Source organism: Microbulbifer sp. HZ11 (genome assembly GCF_000708675.1).
GTDB lineage: Bacteria > Pseudomonadota > Gammaproteobacteria > Pseudomonadales > Cellvibrionaceae > Microbulbifer.
The window spans coordinates 819,388-836,551 of the sequence record NZ_JELR01000001.1; the positions used below are offsets into that span (position 1 = coordinate 819,388).

Here is a 17,164-nt window from a genome sequence, read left to right on the forward strand (position 1 = left end):
AAGAATGCCGCGTGTTTGGGCAGAATATCTGGTTTAATCGTGGCAACGTCCATTATCCGATTCCAATAATCAGACCGGAGAGCCCCAATGTTCTCAAGCAATCGCATGCGCACGCTGACACTCGCCAGCCTGACCTGTGCCGCCCTGTCAGGCGCCGCATTTACCCAGGCAGACACCGTCGAGGTTCCCGTTGGCGAACAGGGTTACGCTGCAGAGGCTGATCACCTGCGCGGCAAAAAGCAGGAAAAAGTCACAGAAGAATTCGGTGAACCGCTCAACATTCAGGGCCCGGTGGGCGAGCCAGCAATTACCCGCTGGGAGTACGCCGACTTCTTCGTCTATTTCGAGTACGACCGTGTATTGCACACCGTTGCCAAGCATCGGGGTTGAATCGGCGAAACTGCCCCACGGGCACAAAAAAACGCGCTCACTTTTCAGTCAGCGCGTTTTTTATGTTCACATGCCGAGCCCGATCAATCAGTACAGGAAGGTCGCGGTACCTGTTGAAATAAGTTCCTGCTTCTCATTGTGCAATTCCATACGACTGACCACCAGTTTGTTGCCTACCCGCAGAATCGATCCCGCACAGATAAACTCTTCACCACGACCGGGCTTGAGGTAGTCCACACGCATGTCCACGGTGCCCAGGCGCGTGAGCCGCTGGACTTTTTCTTCCCAGTCAATGGCGCCCCCCATACGATGATAGGCCGCCACCATCGCGGTAAAGCCACCTACGGTATCCAGCGCCGTGGCGATCACGCCACCGTGCAGGATATTGTGATAGTGGTTTCCAATCAATTTCGGGGTGCGTGGAAATTTTGCCGACAGAGTCTGTTCGGCAAAATTGAAATCATGCAGTTTGAGTCCAATTTCGCGGACAAAGGGCACCTGTTCAAAGACGCCCTCCATCAGCTTGCGAAACTCATCTGCCGATGGTTCTGTCACAGTCGCATTACCCGATTGAGCCCATCCAGCGCAGCACTGCGATACGCTTCCGCCATGGTGGGATAATTAAAGGTGGTATTGACGAAGAAATCGATACTGTTGTTCGGCGCCGGTTGCTTCATGATCGCCTGGCCAATATGGACGATTTCCGCGGCCTCCGCACCAAAGCAGTGGATACCCAGAATTTCGTGGGTCTCGATGTGGAACAGAATCTTCAGCATGCCCACACGCTCGCCAGAAATCTGTGCCCGTGCGGTATGCTTGAACAGCGCGCGCCCTACTTCGTATGGCACCTTGGCACTGGTCAGTTCCGATTCAGTTTTACCGACGGAAGAAATTTCCGGCAGGGTATAAATACCGGTGGGCGCGTCTTCGATCACGCGGTGCCCACGGCCGACAATCGCTGCCGCTACCGCGCGCCCCTGATCGTAGGATGCCGATGCCAGGCTCGGCCAGCCGATCACGTCACCCACCGCAAAAATATTCTCAACAGACGTACAGTAATGCTCGTCTACCGCGAGCTGGCCACGGTGGTTGGCTTCCAGCCCCACGTTCTCCAGGCCGAGGCTCGAGGTGTTACCGGAGCGGCCGTTACACCACAGCAGGGCATCGGCCGAAATACGCTTGCCGGATTGCATTTCCATCACCACGCCGCGATCACTGCCGGTTACCTTGGCGTACTCCTCCCGGTGGCGAACGGTGACGCCCATATCCCGCAGGTGATAACTGAGCGCATCGGAAATTTCGTCGTCGAGGAATTCCAGCAGATGCTCACGGCTGTTGATCAGGTCGACCTTGATACCGAGCGCAGCAAAGATGGACGCGTACTCACAACCGATAACACCGGCACCATAAATAATGATCGCCTGTGGGGTGTGCTCCATATCCAGGATGGTGTCACTGTCGTATACCCGCGGGTGGTCAAAGTCCACGTCCGCTGGCCGATAGGGGCGAGAGCCAGTGGCCACGACGAATTTTTCCGCGGTAATAATTTCCTTGGCACCATCGGCCAACTGCACTTCCACCCGGTTGGCATCGAGAAACTTGGCATCACCGATGATCAGATCTACACGATTGCGCGCATAAAAACTGGTGTGCATCTCCACCTGATGGTTGATGACCTTGTTCACCGTACGCATAACCTGCGGAAAGGTGAGGCGGCGGGGCTCACCCAGTGCACGAAACACGCTTTGCGTGTTGTAACGCATCAACTGCTTTACCGAGTGGCGCAGTGCCTTGGAAGGAATAGTGCCCTTGTGGGTGCAGTTGCCGCCAACCGCTACGCTGCGCTCGATTACTGCGGAGCGCAGGCCCTTTTTAGCGGCGCTCATGGCCGCGGCTTCTCCGGCGGGGCCGGAGCCAATCACTACCAGATCGTATTTGGAATCTGCCATTGAAGTACTGTCTTGGTTTTAATTTTCGTTTGTTATCGGGAGCACGACCGACGGGCAGCGCTCTTCTCCATCCGAATGTGTCCGCCCATAATTTGCGCAGGCGCCCCTGAGCAGCCGTTTACTGGTCCGATTTACCTTTTGCGGTTGCATCGTAAGCGAGATCCGTTGACGCAGTCTTGGCCAGAGCGGCCTGGCGCTGACGTTCCTGCTCTTTCTCGCATTCGTCGTCGTCACCACCGCAGATATCGCAGTCTTTCTTCATGCCGATCTTGTTCAGACCACCACAGGAACCCTTGAGGGGCTTGTTCTGGACAATGGCCCCCAGCGCCATACCGGTAATGACCAACAGTACAACAATGAACGCAAGAATATAAATAGTCACGGTTACCTCCCCTGACTTTCAGCCTGATTTGCTAGATAGGGCGCAAAAGCGCTACTGACGCGCTCTTCAAACCCGGAATCGGTCTTGACCAGCAGGAAAACCGCCAATTGCAGCTCTTCTGCCAATTTTAACGCAGCCTCAGCCCCCATCACATTGAGCGCTGTGGCGTAGCCGTCGGCCATTGCACAGGTATCCGCGATCACGGTTACCGACGCAAGGCGGTGCTCTACCGGCCTGCCGGTACGGGGATCAATGGTGTGCGCATAGCGTTTACCATCCCGCTCGTAGTAGTTGCGGTAATCACCCGAGGTGGCAATACCCTTGCCCGCCACCTGAATCGGCTTCTGGACCACCTGCCCTGCGGATGGCCGCTCGACACCGATCCGCCACACCCGCCCGGCGGGATTGACGCCCGCGGTGCGCAGCTCGCCACCGACCTCCACCAGGTAATTCTCGATTCCCTGCGCAGTCAGCAGATCGGCCACACGATCTACGCCGTGGCCCTTGGCGATGGCCGACAGATCGATCTGAACCGGGCGACTGCGGCTGAGCTGTTGCCCCTCGAGGGTCAGCGCATCGGAGCCGATCTCCGCACGCAGCGCGTCGATTTCTTCTGCCGCGGGTATCGTTTCGGGTTCAGGTTGGGGTCCAAAGCCCCACAGGTTGACTAGTGGGCCAACCGTGACATCAAACGCGCCACCGCTATTGCGATAGATCTCCAACGCCTGGCCGATCACCAGCGCCAGGTTGGGCGAAATTGCCACCGGTTGAGACACCGGGCCGCGATTGAAGCGCATCAGCTCAGATTCGGGAATGTAGGTGGACATTTCCTGATTCACCGCGGCCAGCTCCCCGTCGATCATTGCCTGCAATTCTGCCTGATCCAGCACGCCGGGCGCATCCACCACGGTGACGTGGTAGGCGGTCCCCATAGTGGGGCCGGAGAGCTTCCAGACGGTCTTTTCCTGGCTGCACCCGGACAGCGCAAACAGTAAGACCATTAGCAGCGCAGCTTTGGCTCGACACGAAAACCCGCGATGCACAAACAAAAACAGGGCCGAATTCATCGGCCCTGCTTTCGTGGATGTGTTGTCACTTCCAATCATGGGTGATCAGCCACCGAAGTCGTCGAGCAGGATGTTCTCATCCTCAACGCCCAGGTTCTTCAGCATGTTGATCACTGCCGCGTTCATCATGGGCGGCCCACACATGTAGTACTCACAGTCTTCCGGTGCCGGGTGGTCCTTCAGATAGTTTTCGTACACCACATTGTGGATGAAGCCGGTGTAGCCTTCCCAGTTGTCTTCCGGTTGCGGATCAGACAAAGCGATGTGCCACTGGAAGTTATCAAACTCTTCCTGCAGACCGTTGTAATCGTCTTCGTAGAACATCTCGCGCAGGGAGCGCGCGCCGTACCAGAAGCTGATCTTACGGGTGGAGTGCAGTCGCTTGAGCTGGTCAAAGATGTGCGAACGCATCGGCGCCATACCGGCACCACCACCAATGAAGACCATTTCGTTGTCGGTATCTTTGGCGAAGAATTCGCCGAAAGGACCGTATACACGCATTTTGTCGCCCGGCTTCAGATTGAAGACGTAGGAAGACATCTGGCCCGGCGGAATACCTTCGGTGCGCGGCGGCGGAGTCGCGATACGGATGTTGAACTTAACAACGCCCTTCTCTTCCGGGTAGTTCGCCATAGAGTAGGCGCGAACCACTGGCTCGGTGACCTTGGACTCCAGCTTAAAGAAGCCGAAGTGCTCCCAGTCGCCACGGTACTCTTCTTCGATATCGAAATCGGAGAATTTTACGTGGTGGGGCGGCGCTTCCAGCTGAACGTAACCGCCTGCGCGGAAGTCTACGTTTTCGCCTTCCGGCAGCTTCAGGGTCAGCTCTTTAATGAAGGTGGCCACGTTCGGGTTGGATTCCACAGTGCACTCCCACTGCTTCACACCAAACACTTCTTCCGGCACTTCAATTTTCATGTCCTGCTTAACAGCAACCTGACAGGAGAGGCGCTTGCCTTCCTTCGCTTCACGCGGAGTGAAGTGGGCAGCTTCGGTGGGCAGCATGTCACCGCCCCCCTCTTCTACCACACACACACACTGCGCGCAGGAGCCGCCACCACCACAGGCAGAAGCCAGGAACAGATTGTTAGCTGCCAGGGTCTGCAGCAGTTTACCGCCGGCAGGTACGGTGAGTGTTTTTTCACCGTTTACCAGGATGTTGACGTCACCGGTGTTCACTAGACGTGAGCGGGCAACCAGAATGATGGCTACCAGCGCGATCACGATCACGGTGAACATGCCGACGCCGAAATAAATATCCGTTAATTCCATGTTATTCAACCTCCCCGCTTAGATGTCGATGCCGCCGAAGGACATGAAGCCCAGCGACATGAGACCAACGGTAATGAAGGTGATACCCAGGCCTTTCAGACCGTTCGGTACGTCGCTGTACTTCATGCGCTCGCGGATACCCGCCAGAGCAGCAATCGCCAGCGCCCAGCCGAGACCGGCACCGAAGCCGTAGGCAACACTTTCACCAAAATTGTATTCGCGCTCCACCATGAACAGAGAAGCACCCATGATGGCGCAGTTCACGGTAATCAGCGGCAGGAATACACCCAGGGCGTTGTAGAGCGCCGGTACGTATTTATCCAGGAACATTTCCAGGATCTGTACCAGTGCTGCAATTACGCCGATGTAAGACAGCAGACCGAGGAAGCTCAGATCCACTTCCGGATAACCGGCCCAGGCCAGCGCACCGTCTTTCAGCAGGTAGGTGTAAATCAGGTTGTTAACGGGAACGGTGATGGTCAGTACTACGATTACCGCAACACCGAGACCAATCGCCGCTTCGACCTTCTTGGATACCGCGAGGAAGGTACACATCCCGAGGAAGAAGGCCAGCGCCATGTTTTCTACGAAAACGGCGCGGATGATGAGAGAAATAAAATGTTCCATCGATCAGGCCTCCTGTTGCGCCAACGGCATTTTGGAGTTGGGCGCAATCTTGAACTCGTCCTCTTCCACCTGCTCCGGCTTCCAGGCGCGAATTGCCCAGATAAACAGACCGATCAGGAAGAAGGCGCTTGGCGGCAGCAGCAGCATGCCGTTCGGTACGTACCAGCCACCGTTGTTCACGGTTTGCAGGATTTCCACACCGAACAGTTTGCCCGCGCCGAAGAGTTCACGGATAAACGCGAGACCGATCAGGATCACACTGTAACCCAGGCCGTTGCCGACACCGTCGAAGAAGCTGTCTTTAGGACCGTGCTTCATGGCGAAGGCTTCCGCGCGGCCCATTACGATGCAGTTGGTGATAATCAGACCAACGAATACCGAGAGCTGCTTGGAGATATCGTAGGCGTAGGCTTTCAATACCTGGTCAACCAGAATTACCAGCGAGGCAATCACGGTCATCTGCACGATGATCCGGATGCTGTTTGGAATCTGCTTGCGGATCAGGGAGACCGCGGTGTTGGAGAACGCCACAACCGTGGTCAATGCGATACACATTACCAGCGTCACTTGCAGCGAGCTGGTTACCGCCAGTGCGGAACAGATACCGAGGATCTGCAGTGCAATGGGGTTATTGTTGAATACCGGCTCCAGCAGAGTATCTTTTAATTTCTTGCTCATGCTTATGCCTCCCCTGCTTTAAGGTTTTTCAGGAAGGGACCGTAACCGTCGCTGCCAAGCCAGAACTTGATCAGGTTATCGACACCTTTACTGGTCAGGGTCGCACCAGACAGACCGTCTACCTGGTGTTCGGCATTCGGGCTGCTGGGGTCCACACTACCTTTTACGACGGTCAGATCAACGCTGCCGTCTGCATCGTAGACTTCTTTCCCTTCCCACTGGGATTTCCAGCGCGGGTTGTCCACTTCACCACCCAGCCCCGGTGTTTCCTTGTGCTCGTAAAAACCCAGACCGGCAACGGTGTTGAGGTCTTTTTCCAGAGCGAGGAAGCCGTACAGCTGACCCCATAGGCCATAGCCGCGAACAGGCAGGATGATGCGCTGCATTTCACCGTTTTCTTCCACCAGATACACCTCTTTGGTGTTCTCACGGCGAATGATCTTTGCGGTGTCCTGGTCCGCCGGCAGCTTCTCACTGGCGCTGGCGATTTTGGCTGCAGCGCGACCGCTGCCACCTGCCGGCGCTTCGTCAGTGAACTTGCCGGTGCGCAGATCCACATACTTGATGGTGACGTTGTCGAAGGCCTCTTCGATCGCCTTGCGACTGGTCTGATCCGGCTCGATCAGGCCACCGGCCAACAGTACGTTCTTCTTCATGTCCAACGCGGCGTTGGCTTCCTGCGTGGGCTTGAGCATCACCGCCGCAGTGGAGACCACCACGGAACAGACGATACACAGTACCAGCGCAACAATCAGAGTACCTTTTACTGAATCTTTATTAGCCACGTGCCAACCTCCGTTTGATATGGGACTGCACAACGAAGTGGTCAAACAGCGGCGCGAACAGGTTGGCGAACAGGATCGCCAGCATCATGCCTTCCGGGAATGCCGGGTTCACCACGCGGATCAATACACACATCACGCCGATGAGGATGCCGTACCACCAGCGGCCGGCGTCGGTCATGGCAGCAGACACCGGGTCAGTGGTCATGAAGATCAGACCAAAGGCGAAGCCGCCTACCACCAGGTGCCAGTACCAGGGCACACCGAACATCGGGTTGGTTTCAGAACCGATGAAGTTGAACATGGTGGCGGTGGCCATCATGCCCAGCAGAGTACCGGCAACGATACGCCAGCTGGCAATCTTCATACCGATCAGGATCACACCGGCAATCAGCATGGCCAGGGTGGAAGTCTCACCAATGGAACCCTGCATATTGCCCAGGAAGGCGTCCATCCAGGTCAATTGACCTGCCGGCACACCTACGGCGCCGTTCTGGAGACCTTCACTCGCCAGTACAGACAGCGCGGTAGCGCCGGTGTAGCCATCCACCGCCGTCCATACGGTGTCACCGGACATGGCCGCCGGATAGGCGAAGAACAGGAAGGCACGGCCGGTAAGCGCCGGGTTGAGGAAGTTTTTGCCGGTACCACCGAACACTTCCTTACCGATCACCACACCGAAGCTGATACCCATCGCCACCATCCACAGGGGCAGGTCCGGCGGACAGGTCAGCGCGAACAGGATGGAGGTTACGAAGAAGCCTTCGTTCACTTCGTGGCCGCGAACCGCCGCGAACAGCACTTCCCAGATACCACCGACGATGAAGGTCACCGCGTAGATAGGAAGGAAGTACATGGCACCGTGGATCAGGTTATCCCAGGCGCTATTGGCATCGTAGCTGGACAGTGCGCCGATGATGGCGTGACGCCATCCGCTCAGGTCCACGTTTTCCATGCCAGCAATGATGGTGTTGGCCTGGAAACCCACGTTCCACATACCGTAGAACATCGGAATCATGGCACAGGCCCACACGGTGATCATGATGCGCTTCAGGTCGATACCGTCGCGCACGTGTGCGGTGGCCTTGGTGCGGTCTGCAGGCTGGAAGAGACCTGTGTCGATCGCTTCGTACAGGGCATACCATTTTTCGTATTTGCCGCCTTTATGGAAATGCGGCTCCATGGAGTCGAGTAGTTTACGCAACATCCTTAACCCTCCTTCTCAATACGGGTGAGGTTGTCCCGCAAAATGGTGCCGAAGTCGTACTTGCCCGGGCACACAAAGGTACACAGCGCCAGATCTTCTTCGTCCAGTTCGAGAGCACCCAATTGCTGGGCAACCTGGGTATCGCCTACGATCAGCGCACGCAGCAGCTGAGTCGGCAGGATATCCAGGGGCACCACACGCTCGTAGGTCCCGATGGGCATCAGTGCGCGCTCGGAACCGTTGGTGCTGGTGGTGAAATTGAAACGCTTGCTCTTCATAAAACGGCTGATATAGATCGGCAGCACGGAAAAGCGGTTCGCACCGGGAGTGAAGTAGTGGAACATCGGGCGCTCACGGCCCTCTTCCAGCACACTCACCTGGTTGTGGTAACGACCGAGATAGGCCAAAGGACCAGCTGCGGTGCGACCACCGAATACGGAGCCGGAGATAACGCGGTTATCGCTCCCCTCAGTCTCACCAGCGACCAGCGCTGTCAGATCCGCGCCCAGACGGGTGCGCAGCAGACGCGGCTTGGTCACACGCGGGCCACCCAGGGCTATCACACGATCGGTGTAAAGTCTGCCGGTTTCAAACAGTTTGCCTACGGCAATCACGTCCTGGTAGCCGATGGTCCAGACCTGACGACCAGGCTTCACCGGGTGAAGGTAATGGATGTGGGTACCGGAAAGGCCGGCGGGATGCGGGCCCGCAAAGGCTTCGCGCTGAATATTTGCAGCACTGGGCACCGGGATATCGGCGTCCGGCGCGGTACAGACAAAGGTCTTGTCGGCGAGCTTGGACAGAATCTCAACACCCTGGGCGAATGCATCGCGCTGCTCGGCAATGACCACGATCGGGTCCGCCGCCAGCGGATTGGTATCCATGGCATTGATAAACAAGGCAGAAGGCTGGGCATCAAGGGCCGGCACCTTACTGAATGGGCGGGTACGCAGGGCGGTCCATAGGCCGGACTCCACCAGGTTCACGCGTACCTGCTCAGCAGTCAGGGTGGCAAGCTGGTCAGCGCTGTAGCTGGCGAACTGCTCTGCCTCGTCCCCTTCCACCTCGATCACGACCGACTGCAGCACACGGCGAACACCGCGGTTGACTGCAACCACGCGGCCTGCGGCCGGGGCGGTGTAGCGCACACCGTCTGTCTTCTTGTCTGTGAACAGCAATTGTCCGAGTTTGACGCTATCCCCTTCCGCAACCGCCATGGTGGGCTTCATCCCGTTGTAATCGGGACCAATCACCGCAACAGTTTTGGCTGCAGGGCCATCATAGATGACCTGCTCGGGCGCGCCGGATATGGGTAAATCCAATCCCCGACGGATCTTTCTCATACGCCTGTGCCTAGTTCTAAGTTGGTAGATTTAGTAGGTTTTAAAAATTTCTGGACCTTTTGGGCCCGGAAGAAAAGGAAACCCGGTGCGGGGGCTTAAGCCTTGGAGAGCCTGACACAAGCCTTGAGGTGGACCGCGAAAAGAGCAGCCACACGTCGACGGCCACTGGTCCCGGCATGTCTGGCCGGTCGGCACCTATCAGGTATAAGAAGAAGTCACTCACAGTCCGGGAAGCAAAGATCCGCAATTGCCTTCGCAACCCGCAATCTTTGCGCAAGAATTCCCGGCGCACAGCAGCCCCGCAAAATCGCGCGCATTATAAGGATGGGAGGTGGGGTTTACCAGAGCAGATAGGGCCAAATAGCCCGAAGATGAGGAAATTTTTGCTGAAAAAACAACGACTTTAGTTGGAGGCGCCACCACCGGCCGGACCGCCGGGGGTGGCGCGGGATTAATCTGCCTGACCAGCGGCCCTGCCGATTACCCCCACTGATGCGGATTGCCCGCTCAGTCCTTCTTCGGGAACAGCTCGTAACGAACCCCGGCCATATCTTCCAGGCAGCGCACTACCTGACAGCTGTAGCCGAATTCATTGTCGTACCAGCAGTAGAGTACCGCGCTGTCACCATCGACAATGGTGGCGATGGAATCGAACACACAGGCGCGACGGGAGCCCACGAAGTCACTGGACACCACTTCCGGGGAGTTGGTGAAGTCGATCTGCTGGCGCAGTGGCGAGTGCAACGCCACATCGCGCATGTAGTCGTTCAGCTCTTCCTTGGTGGTCTCCTTGCCCAGGCGCAGATTCAGGATCGCCATGGACACGTTCGGGGTCGGCACGCGGATGGCGTTACCGGTAAGCTTACCCTTCAGCTCCGGCAACGCCTTGGAGACCGCCTTGGCAGCACCGGTCTCGGTCAACACCATATTGAGAGCGGCGGAACGACCGCGGCGCTCACCCTTGTGATAGTTGTCGATCAGGTTCTGGTCGTTGGTGTAGGCGTGTACGGTTTCCACGTGGCCGTGCTCAACACCGTACTTGTCCATCATCGCTTTCAGTACCGGGACGATGGCGTTGGTGGTACAGGATGCGGCCGAAAGGATCTTGTCGTCCGGGGTGATGTCGCCGTTGTTGATACCGTATACGATGTTTTTCAGGTCGCCCTTGCCCGGCGCAGTGAGCAGCACTTTCGCCGCGCCCTTGCTCTCCAGGTGCTGGGACAGGCCTTCTTCATCGCGCCACACACCGGTACTGTCGACAATCAAGGCATTGTTGATACCGTGCTGGGTGTAATCCACTTCCTGCGGGGAGTTGGCGTAGATTACCTTCACTTCATTGCCATTACAGATCAGGGTGTTGGTCTCTTCGTCCACACGGATGGTGCCATTGAACGCGCCGTGCACCGAGTCGCGACGCAACAGTGAGGCGCGCTTGACCAGATCGTTATCCGCCTTGCCCTTGCGCAGTACGATGGCCCGCAAACGCAGCACATCACCACTACCCGCCTTCTCGATCAGCAGGCGTGCCACCAGGCGACCGATACGCCCGAAACCGTAGATCACCACGTCCTGAGACTGCGGCAGAGGCTTGCCAGCGCCGGAAGCGTCCGCCAGCTCTTCACGCACAAAATCCTCGATGGACAGGCCGCGCTGGTCGCGCATGTACTTGTTGGTCAGAGTGCCCAGGTCGATATGCACCGGGCCCAGCTCCAGCTTGCAGATGGCCTCAAGCACTGGATAGGTCTCAAACTCAGACAGCTCGTTCTCCTCCACCTGACGCACAAAGCGGTGCGCCTTCATGATGCTGAGCACGGAGCGGTTCACCAGGTTTTGGCCGTACATATAAATGCCGACATTACTTTCCCGGTTGAGCTTACCAATCATCGGAATCATGGATTCCGCCAGCGCTTCACGCGCTTTCCAGTCCTTGAAAAAGTCAGCGGGCTTCGGTCGCTTCTGAGTCACAGTCAGACACCTCTGCAAAGTAGAATTTGGGGCTTGCCCGGGACGGAGAAATTCATCGAGCACACCACCAAGAATGGCTCAAAATTCTGTCTCTGCCCCGAAGGCGGGCGAATTATGTGGATTCACCTGAGGCCGCGCAACAGCGCAAAAAACAGCCTAAAAACTGTAGTTAAACTACATTTGTCAGCGGGCTAAACCTGGCTTTCATCGGTGCGCAACACGACCCCGGGATTGCGTGAATTCCAACCCTTTGAACCCCAAACCTGCAACGGTCACGGTTCGCCGCTACAATACGCCTCCTCCCCGGCCGGCACTGGTCAGAAAGCACGGAATTATAAGGAAAGATGAGTCAGTTCCCCCCTTTGTCCCCACCCGCATTTCGCAGCCAGAATGACCGACAATTCTGGGGTCAGCTGCACGGCGCAGGCGCCGCACTCGCGATCCTGAATGCCGCGCGCGCCAGCACCGCACCCACTCTGCTGATCGCGCGCAACAGCCAGGAAGCGCATCAACTTGAGGTGCAGCTGAAATTTTTTAACAAGCCGCGGCGAGATAGCGATGCCGGCGGCCGCAACGGCGAGCTGAAAATTTTCCAGTTCCCGGACTGGGAAATCCTCCCCTACGACACCTTCTCCCCACACCAGGATATTATCTCGGACCGGCTGGCCACCCTGTATCAGTTGCCCCAAATGGGCAGCGGTATCGTTATTGTGCCAATCAGTACCCTGCTCCACCGACTGGCGCCGAAGGATTACGTGGCCGGCAACGCACTGATTCTCAGCGAGGGGCAGAAGTTTGACCTCAATGCCCAGCGCAAATTACTCGAACAGGCGGGCTACCACTGCGTCGACACCGTATACGAACACGGGGAGTTTGCGGTGCGCGGCTCACTGATGGATATCTTCCCCATGGGCAGCAACCTGCCCTACCGTATCGACCTGTTTGATGACGAAATCGAGTCTCTTCGCACCTTCGATCCCGAGGACCAGCGTACCGTCGACAAGGTCGAGCAGATCCATCTGCTGCCCGCGCGTGAATTCCCCATGCACAAACCGGCGCTGGCAAAATTCCTCGAGCGCTGGCACGGCCAGTTTGATTGCGACCCGGGCCCGGTCTCTATTTATCAGGACATCAGCGCCGGAATTGCCCCGGCGGGGATCGAATATTATCTGCCGCTGTTTTTTGACAAGTGCGCGAGCCTGTTCGATTACCTCCCGGACAACAGCCAGGTATTTATCCAGGGCGATCTGCAACAGCCGGTGGAATCCTTCTGGCGGGAAGCGGAAAACCGCTACCAGAGCCGCCGTGGTGATCTGACCCGGCCGATACTGGAGCCGCGCCAGGTACTTCTGAATATCGACGAATTCTACGGCGCACTGAAAAGCCTGCCGCGCGCCTTTTTCTCCAATGAAACGCTGCCGGAGGCGGAAGGCACCTACAACTTCGCCACCACCCAACCCCCGAGCCTGCCGGTGGACGGAAAGTCCGAGCAACCGCTGAAAGCGCTCGAAGCCTATTTAATGGAATACAAAGGCCGCGTGCTGTTCTGTGCGGAAAGCGGTGGTCGCCGCGAAGCCCTGCTGGAGCTGCTAAGCGGTATTCGACTGAAACCGAAAACCATATATTGCTGGCAGGACTTCCTCGACAGCGACGATCCGTATGCGATCACCGTGTCACCGATCGATCAAGGCATGGTACTGGACGACCCGGACCTGAACCTGATTGCAGAACCACAGCTGTTCGGCGACCGGGTGCTGCAGCAGCGCCGACGCCGCAAGGCCAAGGAAGACGCCGACAACGCGGTCAAGAATCTGGCGGAACTACGTATCGGTGCACCGGTGGTTCATATCGATCACGGCGTGGGCCGCTATAAAGGACTGCAAAGCCTGGATATTGACGGCCAGCAGGCAGAATTTCTGACACTCGAGTATGGAGATGGCGCCAAGCTGTATGTGCCGGTCGCCAGCCTGCACCTGATCAGCCGCTACTCCGGTGCCGACGAAGAACTGGCGCCGCTGCACAAACTGGGTAGCGAAACCTGGCAGAAAGCCAAGCGCAAGGCTGCGGAAAAAGTGCGCGACGCCGCCGCCGAGTTGCTGGATATTTATGCCCGCCGGGAGGCCCGCGTGGGCCACGCCTTTGGCGACCCAGGCATGGCGTATCGCGAATTCGCCTCCGGCTTCCCATTTGAGGAAACCCCGGACCAGCAGCTGGCCATTGAAGCAGTGGTCGGCGACATGCTTTCCGACAAACCCATGGACCGCCTGGTGTGTGGCGATGTGGGCTTCGGTAAAACCGAAGTTGCCATGCGCGCGGCTTTTGTCGCCGCGCACGGGGGAAAACAAGTGGCCATGCTGGTGCCGACAACCCTGCTCGCGCAACAGCATTTCCAGTCCCTGCAAGACCGCTTCGCCGACTGGCCAGTGACTATCGAGGTGATTTCCCGCTTCCGCAGCAACAAAGAAGTGGAAGCCATCAAGGAGCGCGTGGCAGACGGCAAGGTGGATATTCTGGTCGGCACGCACAAACTACTGCAGAGCGATCTCAAGTTCAAAAATCTGGGCCTGCTGATCATCGACGAAGAACACCGGTTTGGTGTGCGCCAAAAGGAAAAACTGAAGAGCCTGCGCTCGGAGGTCGACATCCTCAACCTCACCGCCACGCCAATCCCACGTACTCTGAATATGGCCATGGCCGGTATCCGTGATCTCTCCGTGATCGCCACGCCGCCGGCGCGACGGCTGTCGGTGAAGACCTTTGTGCGCGAGCGCGACGACGCCCTGATCAAGGAGGCGATCCTGCGGGAAATCCTCCGCGGCGGCCAGGTGTATTTCCTGCACAACGAAGTGAAGAGTATCGAACGTATCGCGCGGGAGCTTCAGGAACTGGTACCCGAGGCGCGCATTGGCATCGGTCACGGCCAGATGCGCGAGCGCGAGCTGGAGCAGGTGATGAGCGACTTCTACCACAAGCGTTTCAATGTGTTGGTGTGCACCACCATCATTGAAACCGGGATCGACATCCCCACCGCCAACACCATCCTGATCGAGCGCGCGGACAAGTTTGGCCTGGCCCAGTTGCACCAGCTGCGCGGCCGGGTGGGCCGCTCTCATCACCAGGCCTATGCCTACCTGCTGACCCCCAACAAGCGCGCCATGACCGGCGATGCGGTGAAACGGCTGGAGGCCATCAGCGAGGCGCAGGATCTGGGCGCCGGCTTTACCCTGGCCACCCACGATCTGGAGATCCGCGGTGCCGGCGAGCTGCTGGGCGAAGAACAGAGCGGCCAGATCCAGAGTGTCGGTTTCAACCTGTATATGGAAATGCTTGACCATGCGGTGAAGGCCATCCGTGAAGGGCGCACCCCGAATATCGATGAGCCGCTGGAATCACCCGCCGTGGACGTTAACCTGCGCGTGCCTGCCCTCATCCCGGAAGACTATCTACCGGACGTACACAGCCGTCTGATCATGTACAAGCGCATTGCCAATGCCGAAAACAAGGACGCCCTGAAGGAGCTGCAGGTAGAGATGATCGATCGCTTTGGGCTGCTGCCGGAGCCAGTAAAGCACCTGTTCCGCATCACCGAGATCAAGCTGAACGCCAACAAGATGGGCATCCGCAAACTGGAGGCGTCCGCCACCGGCGGGCGCATCGAGTTTGCCGACAATGCCAATGTTGACCCACTGACACTGGTAAAACTGGTGCAGACACGCCCGACGACCTATCGCCTGCAAGGCGCCAACCAGCTGAATTTCGTACTCGATGAGAGCGGGCCGGAACAACGTCTGCAACAAGTCAACGATGTGCTGCAACAGCTGTCGCAATAACGGTACCGGCGGCAGATCCCGCCGCCAAAGGGTGCTAACATGGATGAATTATTCGCCAGGGCATCGAGCCCTGGCAGGTACATCCCTGGCAAGCCCAAAAAGCGGTTTAGAACAAACGCGGTAGTGATAATGACCACTTTCAAGACCTTGGTCGCCGAGCGACTGACCCAATCCATCAAAACGGGCGCCGCAGTGGCGGCGACTTGCCTGGCTGCCAGCCTCACACTGGGTGCGAACGGTGCGCAGGCAGCAGGCTATGCGGGGACCCAATTTGAAATCGAAATGGTGGTATTCAGCCGCACCCAGGGCATGAACGCCTCCCGGGAAACCTGGCCAACCAACCCTACGCTCAGCTATGACAGCAAGTGGGTCGATTTCAATACACCTTCCTCCGCTGACCCCATGGTGCCAGCCCTGCAGCCTGCCGCCAATCAGCTGAACAACAAAGCGGCGGCCCTGCGCCGTGACCCAGCTTACCAGGTGCTGTTTCACAAGACCTGGCGCCAGGTGCTGCAAACCGAGCGCAATGCGCCGTCGGTTCTGATCGATGGCGGGGAAGTCAATGGCGATCACCACCAGTTGGCAGGCAGCGTCAAACTCAGCGTTTCCCGGTATCTGCACCTGAGTACGGATCTGTGGTTGAGCGAATGGGCAGATCAATCAGAAAATAGCGGCCAGTGGAGTCCTGCAGCGCAGAGGAGCTTCCCATCGGGTGATGAAAGCGCTCCAGCTGGTATCGCGGTACCCACGCGCCCACGTGCGCCTGTCGCGCGACAGGTACACATGCCGGGCGACGAACCCATGGGGCTGACATCAGCGGCCGGCCAGGGCACCGTAGCGAACAGCAACAGCCGCACAGATAGTGGCGGCTTCAGCACCAGCGCGGACCGCGCCGTATTCCATGGCGAGGATGGCGAAATCGATGCCATGAGCGCCACAACCCGCTCGCTGGAAAAAATCGCAAAGCGTGTAGCGGTATTGCAGGAAGAACGCCGACTGCGCAGTGGCGAGCTGCATTACATCGACCACCCCAAACTCGGGGTATTGATTGAAGTGCGCACGGTGACACCATCCGCTGAAGACGATATCGAGCCAGCCGGTCTCACCGATTAATGGCACGCCGCGCTGTTCGCGCGGCACCAGCGCACAAAAAAGCCCACGGAATAGCAGTATCAGTCTGCTACCCTGTGGGCTTTTTATTTTGGGCCGGTGTCAGCGGCGCAGCATCGGTGCGCCACCAGAAGCCAACCTGAACGAGGTTGCGATTTACTCGCAGGGAACCACGTCTTCTGCCAGCAGGCCCTTGTCACCCTGCTGCATTTCAAACTCTACCGCCTGCCCTTCATTCAGGGTCTTGTAGCCGTCGCCGCGGATGCTGCGGTAGTGAACAAAAATATCTTCCGAACCTTCCGAGCTGGTGATAAAGCCATAACCCCGGGCATTGTTAAACCACTTCACGGTACCCGTAACGCGATCACTCATTAAGCCAACCTCATTTATTGTTATTGCGTTCGCCCCGGTTGCGGGCGACTCGCCTACCCCAATTGCGGTGACCGTACCCGATATAAAACTCCAATATCGCAAGGCCGGCCACTGTCTCGAAGCACCTGCTCGACATCGCGAGCAGGTCGTTACCGATTCTTAGATAAAACTGCGCCAGTGTCTAGGTTTG

15 protein-coding genes are annotated in these 17,164 nt (G+C 57.7%); 3 read left to right on the top strand and 12 right to left on the bottom strand.

Going from position 1 to position 17,164, the window contains the following annotated elements; genetic code table 11:
• Positions 1-87 precede the first annotated feature (87 nt).
• The gene (locus AU11_RS03540; RefSeq protein WP_051686916.1) at positions 88-390 is read left to right on the top strand and encodes a hypothetical protein; all 303 of its coding nucleotides are present in this window, start codon (positions 88-90) and stop codon (positions 388-390) included.
• An 87-nt stretch (positions 391-477) separates the two neighbouring features.
• On the opposite strand, the gene AU11_RS03545 is transcribed toward AU11_RS03540, so the two are convergent.
• From AU11_RS03545 to AU11_RS03595, 11 genes are all read right to left on the bottom strand, one after another.
• The gene (locus tag AU11_RS03545) at positions 478-945 is read right to left on the bottom strand and encodes a thioesterase family protein (RefSeq protein WP_043316466.1); all 468 of its coding nucleotides are present in this window, start codon (positions 943-945) and stop codon (positions 478-480) included.
• Positions 942-2,339: a Si-specific NAD(P)(+) transhydrogenase gene (sthA, locus tag AU11_RS03550; protein ID WP_043316468.1), complete on the bottom strand. Its 1,398-nt coding sequence runs from the start codon at positions 2,337-2,339 to the stop codon at positions 942-944. The genes AU11_RS03545 and sthA overlap by 4 nt, the downstream gene beginning before the upstream one ends.
• A 118-nt stretch (positions 2,340-2,457) precedes the next feature.
• The gene (gene nqrM / locus AU11_RS03555; protein ID WP_043316470.1) at positions 2,458-2,721 is read right to left on the bottom strand and encodes a (Na+)-NQR maturation NqrM; all 264 of its coding nucleotides are present in this window, start codon (positions 2,719-2,721) and stop codon (positions 2,458-2,460) included.
• A 2-nt stretch (positions 2,722-2,723) separates the two neighbouring features.
• Positions 2,724-3,722, bottom strand: a complete 999-nt coding sequence (locus tag AU11_RS03560; protein ID WP_043318066.1) for an FAD:protein FMN transferase — start codon at positions 3,720-3,722, stop codon at positions 2,724-2,726.
• Positions 3,723-3,833: 111 nt separating this feature from the next.
• Positions 3,834-5,060: an NADH:ubiquinone reductase (Na(+)-transporting) subunit F gene (gene nqrF / locus AU11_RS03565; protein ID WP_043316474.1), complete on the bottom strand. Its 1,227-nt coding sequence runs from the start codon at positions 5,058-5,060 to the stop codon at positions 3,834-3,836.
• 18 nt (positions 5,061-5,078) lie between these two features.
• Positions 5,079-5,687, bottom strand: a complete 609-nt coding sequence (nqrE, locus tag AU11_RS03570; RefSeq protein ID WP_043316477.1) for an NADH:ubiquinone reductase (Na(+)-transporting) subunit E — start codon at positions 5,685-5,687, stop codon at positions 5,079-5,081.
• A 3-nt stretch (positions 5,688-5,690) separates the two neighbouring features.
• Positions 5,691-6,365 (bottom strand): NADH:ubiquinone reductase (Na(+)-transporting) subunit D, encoded by a 675-nt coding sequence (locus AU11_RS03575; protein ID WP_043316478.1) that lies wholly within the window; start codon positions 6,363-6,365, stop codon positions 5,691-5,693.
• 2 nt (positions 6,366-6,367) lie between these two features.
• Complete coding sequence (locus tag AU11_RS03580) at positions 6,368-7,150, bottom strand: Na(+)-translocating NADH-quinone reductase subunit C (RefSeq protein ID WP_043316480.1); 783 nt, start codon at positions 7,148-7,150, stop codon at positions 6,368-6,370.
• Complete coding sequence (locus AU11_RS03585; RefSeq protein WP_043316483.1) at positions 7,143-8,354, bottom strand: NADH:ubiquinone reductase (Na(+)-transporting) subunit B; 1,212 nt, start codon at positions 8,352-8,354, stop codon at positions 7,143-7,145. Before AU11_RS03585 ends, AU11_RS03580 begins: the two co-directional genes overlap by 8 nt.
• 2 nt (positions 8,355-8,356) lie before the next feature.
• The gene (locus AU11_RS03590; RefSeq protein ID WP_043316485.1) at positions 8,357-9,697 is read right to left on the bottom strand and encodes a Na(+)-translocating NADH-quinone reductase subunit A; all 1,341 of its coding nucleotides are present in this window, start codon (positions 9,695-9,697) and stop codon (positions 8,357-8,359) included.
• 507 nt (positions 9,698-10,204) lie between these two features.
• On the bottom strand, positions 10,205-11,668 hold the full coding sequence (locus tag AU11_RS03595) for a glyceraldehyde-3-phosphate dehydrogenase (protein WP_043318068.1): 1,464 nt from the start codon (positions 11,666-11,668) through the stop codon (positions 10,205-10,207).
• Between the two features lie 338 nt (positions 11,669-12,006).
• On the opposite strand from AU11_RS03595, the gene mfd reads away from it, so the two are divergent.
• Positions 12,007-15,492, top strand: coding sequence for a transcription-repair coupling factor (gene mfd, locus AU11_RS03600; protein ID WP_051686917.1), 3,486 nt, complete (start codon positions 12,007-12,009; stop codon positions 15,490-15,492).
• A 129-nt stretch (positions 15,493-15,621) separates the two neighbouring features.
• Positions 15,622-16,605, top strand: coding sequence for a CsiV family protein (locus AU11_RS03605; RefSeq protein ID WP_043316488.1), 984 nt, complete (start codon positions 15,622-15,624; stop codon positions 16,603-16,605).
• Positions 16,606-16,758: 153 nt separating this feature from the next.
• On the opposite strand, the gene AU11_RS03610 is transcribed toward AU11_RS03605, so the two are convergent.
• Positions 16,759-16,974, bottom strand: coding sequence for a cold-shock protein (locus AU11_RS03610; protein ID WP_043316491.1), 216 nt, complete (start codon positions 16,972-16,974; stop codon positions 16,759-16,761).
• Between the last annotated feature and the right edge of the window lie 190 nt (positions 16,975-17,164).

What these genes read in the sequence shown, in the direction of transcription:
- sthA (WP_043316468.1), bottom strand. Translation starts at nt 2,339, where the DNA reads ATGGCAGATTCCAAATACGATCTGGTAGTGATTGGCTCCGGCCCCGCC.
- AU11_RS03590 (WP_043316485.1), bottom strand. Translation starts at nt 9,697, where the DNA reads ATGAGAAAGATCCGTCGGGGATTGGATTTACCCATATCCGGCGCGCCC.
- AU11_RS03575 (WP_043316478.1), bottom strand. Translation starts at nt 6,365, where the DNA reads ATGAGCAAGAAATTAAAAGATACTCTGCTGGAGCCGGTATTCAACAAT.
- AU11_RS03560 (WP_043318066.1), bottom strand. Translation starts at nt 3,722, where the DNA reads ATGGTCTTACTGTTTGCGCTGTCCGGGTGCAGCCAGGAAAAGACCGTC.
- AU11_RS03540 (WP_051686916.1), top strand. Translation starts at nt 88, where the DNA reads ATGTTCTCAAGCAATCGCATGCGCACGCTGACACTCGCCAGCCTGACC.
- AU11_RS03585 (WP_043316483.1), bottom strand. Translation starts at nt 8,354, where the DNA reads ATGTTGCGTAAACTACTCGACTCCATGGAGCCGCATTTCCATAAAGGC.
- AU11_RS03610 (WP_043316491.1), bottom strand. Translation starts at nt 16,974, where the DNA reads ATGAGTGATCGCGTTACGGGTACCGTGAAGTGGTTTAACAATGCCCGG.
- nqrF (WP_043316474.1), bottom strand. Translation starts at nt 5,060, where the DNA reads ATGGAATTAACGGATATTTATTTCGGCGTCGGCATGTTCACCGTGATC.
- nqrE (WP_043316477.1), bottom strand. Translation starts at nt 5,687, where the DNA reads ATGGAACATTTTATTTCTCTCATCATCCGCGCCGTTTTCGTAGAAAAC.
- mfd (WP_051686917.1), top strand. Translation starts at nt 12,007, where the DNA reads ATGAGTCAGTTCCCCCCTTTGTCCCCACCCGCATTTCGCAGCCAGAAT.
- AU11_RS03605 (WP_043316488.1), top strand. Translation starts at nt 15,622, where the DNA reads ATGACCACTTTCAAGACCTTGGTCGCCGAGCGACTGACCCAATCCATC.